Raw genomic sequence first — 3,430 nt, 5'->3', positions numbered from 1 at the left:
TTCGCTAAACTCAAAGAAAATCGACGCTTAGCATTACGATTTGAGAAATCCGATCTCTCTTTCCTTGCCTTTATAGCTTTAGCATCTATTAAATACAACCTTTGTTAACAGTGCCTAGTAGATATATAAATATTATATGAACTTGATGGGTTTAAGAGATTTCCATACTTTAAGCTAAAGTATTAATGTAGATTATAAAGTATGATGTTAGAGCTTTTTGTATTATTTATTAAAGACAATCATAGAATATTTAATACGAAATTTAGCCACTATTTTATAGTGCAAAAATAGCGTGTTACTATCTTTAATCACAACCTTATCTTTTTTATCAAAAATATCAGGTAATTACCTGATATCGTAATACTAAAAATTTCCTAGATAGGGAACTTTTTGCAAAGTTCTAGCACTTTATGTGACACATCTGTTAACAAAGAATCAACTCTATATTCTGTAGATAGGATGCTTGAAATATAGTTGCCTATCAATTCAAATTCCTGATTACCAAGCCCCCTTGTAGTGCAGGCAGGGCTTCCAAGTCTTATGCCTGATGTTGTTATGAAGCTTTTTTTATCAAATGGGATACTGTTTTTATTGCAAGTTAACCTCGCTTTATCTAAGCGTTCCTCTGCTTCTCTCCCTGTAATTCCTTTATTTTGTAGATCAATAACTAACATGTGTGTATCGGTTCCACCGGTAATAACATGAAAGCCATTATTTATCAGGACATCAGCAAGCTTCTTGGAATTTGAAACAACCATTTTCATGTATTCTCTAAAATCATCCTGTAATGCAAGGCCAAATGCCACAGCCTTTGCTGCTATAATATGCATTAAAGGCCCACCTTGTATTCCTGGAAACACAGCAGAATCTATTTTTTTAGATATTGCCTCGTCATTGCAAATTATAATACCACCTCTTGGACCTCTTAGAGTCTTATGTGTTGTTGAAGTCACAACATGTGAATGCTCAACAGGATTTTGGTGAAGACCAGCGGCAACAAGCCCAGCTATATGGGCCATATCAACCATAAGATATGCACCTACAGAATCTGCGATATCACGAAATTTAGCAAAATCTAATGCTCTTGGATAAGAAGAGCAGCCTGCTATTATAAGGCGTGGGCGAAAATCCTCAGCTATACTTCTCACCTCATCATAGTCTATTAGATATGTATCACGATTTACCGCATAATGCTTTATATCAAACCATTTACCAGACATATTGACAGGTGAGCCGTGTGTTAGATGGCCACCACAATCTAGCGAAAGGCTAAGCACTTTATCACCTGGTTTTAGAAGAGCGAGAAATGCGGCTTGATTAGCCTGAGAACCAGAGTGCGGTTGGACGTTTGCAAATCTACATCCATACAGTGATTTTAGCCTATCTATAGCTATTTCTTCTATCTTATCAACGTATTCGCATCCACCATAGTACCTCTTACCAGGATAGCCTTCTGCATACTTATTGGTAAGGCAAGAACCAGCAGCTTCCAAAACCTGGCTGCTAGCTATATTTTCAGAGGCAATAAGCTCAAGTGTGTAATTCTGTCTTTCTAGCTCTTTGGAAATCAGAGAACCGATCTCCGGATCTGCATCAAGAAGCTTACCAGAAAAAAAATTCATAACAGGTGATTAACGTATCAACAAACTGGTACCCGCGGCCGGACTTGAACCGGCAAGGGACTTAACTCCCCGCGGATTTTAAGTCCGCTATGTCTACCATTCCATCACGCAGGCTATAGATTTAAATAGGTAAGTCGCGTGCAATTATTATCAGATATTGCGCTCATTTCAAGAGGTTTTTATCTTTATTTAAAGAAATTTATTTTTATGCTCTTCATATAATTTATGATTATTAAAATACGATTACTTAACTTATAAAATTAATTAAGGTATTAAGGTTTTGCCTTTTCTAAAATTAAATTTTTACGAACAAAGCTATTTGTTAAGTTTTAGCTAAAAAATAAAAAATAGCTACTCGTTCCAGCTTTTTCGATATAAAACACAATCGATGTGTAACCAAAGGTTGTGATTTCTTATATGAAGGGTATAAAGTCTTTTTTTAACAGAATCACCGAAAATGTTTTCGGTAAAAAGCCAAATACCAGCGTTGATGAGATTGAGCAATCAAAGCCCAATGCCCGTATTGATGAGGTTGAACAACCAAAAAAGCAAGATGTATCACCGCCTGTAGAAGGTGTGCCTTCTAAATATGGTAAAACTAAGCCAGCGCCAAAGCCACCTTCAAATCCACCTCTAACCACTCAAAATCCTCCTATTAGTGAAGCTGCTGCTTTTACACCACCTCCGGCACCTCCACTACCTGCTAGTTTAATAGATGCTGCTATCCGCAATAATACAGGGTTACAACCAAAAGCCGTTGAGCTAAATAATCAAAATCCTCCTTCAAAAACCCATGAGGATGCGAAAAATATAGAGGCAAGGCAAGATGGAGATGCGCGTAGTAATATGTTTCAAGAGCTCAATGCTAAGTTGTCTGCTATAAGGGAGAAGATTGATTCATTTAATCAAGGACATGATAAAGGGCAAAATATGCAGGATATAATGATACCAAAAAAGCCTGTGCAGGGCCCCATGCATAAGATGCTAAATAGCAAGGAGGCACTTGCTGTTCTTGCCAATGCACAAAGAATGAGTGAGGGTAGTACTTCGAAAGGTGTTAATGATGATAATGGTGTGGATCCAAAAGAATGGGAAGATGAAAAGCCCATATCACAAGTGAAAGAAAAGCCCACACCACCACCTAAACCATCACAAGAGGCCATCAAAGAGGCGTTTCAAGCTAATGGGGCAAGGGGTGAGTGGTCACAGAAAGTTGTAGATTCTAAGCGAGCAGTAAAGGATATGGGGGGGCGATCATAGAGATAAAATATGAATTATCTTCAAATTGTTAATTGTTGTTCGCGCATAATAGGGAGGGCAGCTTTGGTAACAGAAATTAAGCCAAATACGTTTGTATCAAATATATCTCTTATATCTTGCATTGGTGCCTCTTCCAAAGTACCATTAACTAAGACATCGATTCTATGAAATTTTTCTACAGATCTATTGATAGAGTTATTTGTATCAACAGTGTTTGTTACATCTAATTTCAATACAAGTGTCCTATCTCCATATTGTTCTTGGAGATCATCTAGAGTTGAGGTGTTACGTGCAGTAGCCACATGGTTGCTGTTTTTTAGTAACTCTTCTACTATGGACCTACCAAAGCTTTTAGAGCAACCAGTAACAAACCACACCTTTTTTGCATTTCTACCATACCTAAAACTTCTTCCTACATAACATTTTATAAATGAAAGATTTGCAATCACTAGGCACTGTTAACAAAGGTTTTGCCAAATAATGGAAAAGATGCAATATTATATTGGAGGCGATAAATATGGTATTTAGATGGATAAAAGGTTGTTTCC

The 3,430-nt window shown here is 37.0% G+C and carries 3 protein-coding genes and 1 tRNA gene; 1 reads left to right on the top strand and 3 read right to left on the bottom strand.

Annotated elements, in window-relative coordinates:
* Positions 1 to 374: 374 nt before the first annotated feature.
* Both Cyrtocomes_RS05645 and Cyrtocomes_RS05640 read right to left on the bottom strand, forming a co-directional pair.
* Positions 375 to 1,622, bottom strand: a complete 1,248-nt coding sequence (locus tag Cyrtocomes_RS05645) for a serine hydroxymethyltransferase (protein WP_322498215.1) — start codon at positions 1,620 to 1,622, stop codon at positions 375 to 377.
* Between the two features lie 26 nt (positions 1,623 to 1,648).
* Positions 1,649 to 1,736: transfer RNA gene (locus Cyrtocomes_RS05640), tRNA-Leu, on the bottom strand.
* Between the two features lie 303 nt (positions 1,737 to 2,039).
* On the opposite strand from Cyrtocomes_RS05640, the gene Cyrtocomes_RS05635 reads away from it, so the two are divergent.
* Positions 2,040 to 2,882, top strand: coding sequence for a hypothetical protein (locus Cyrtocomes_RS05635; protein ID WP_322498214.1), 843 nt, complete (start codon positions 2,040 to 2,042; stop codon positions 2,880 to 2,882).
* A gap of 20 nt (positions 2,883 to 2,902) precedes the next feature.
* Here Cyrtocomes_RS05635 and Cyrtocomes_RS05630 read toward each other — a convergent pair whose 3' ends face one another.
* Complete coding sequence (locus Cyrtocomes_RS05630) at positions 2,903 to 3,331, bottom strand: SDR family NAD(P)-dependent oxidoreductase (RefSeq protein ID WP_322498213.1); 429 nt, start codon at positions 3,329 to 3,331, stop codon at positions 2,903 to 2,905.
* Between the last annotated feature and the right edge of the window lie 99 nt (positions 3,332 to 3,430).

It is taken from the genome of Candidatus Cyrtobacter comes, assembly GCF_034470605.1.
GTDB classification, from domain to species: Bacteria; Pseudomonadota; Alphaproteobacteria; order Rickettsiales; family Midichloriaceae; genus Cyrtobacter; species Cyrtobacter comes.
This window is presented reverse-complemented; position numbering and strand designations above follow the sequence as displayed.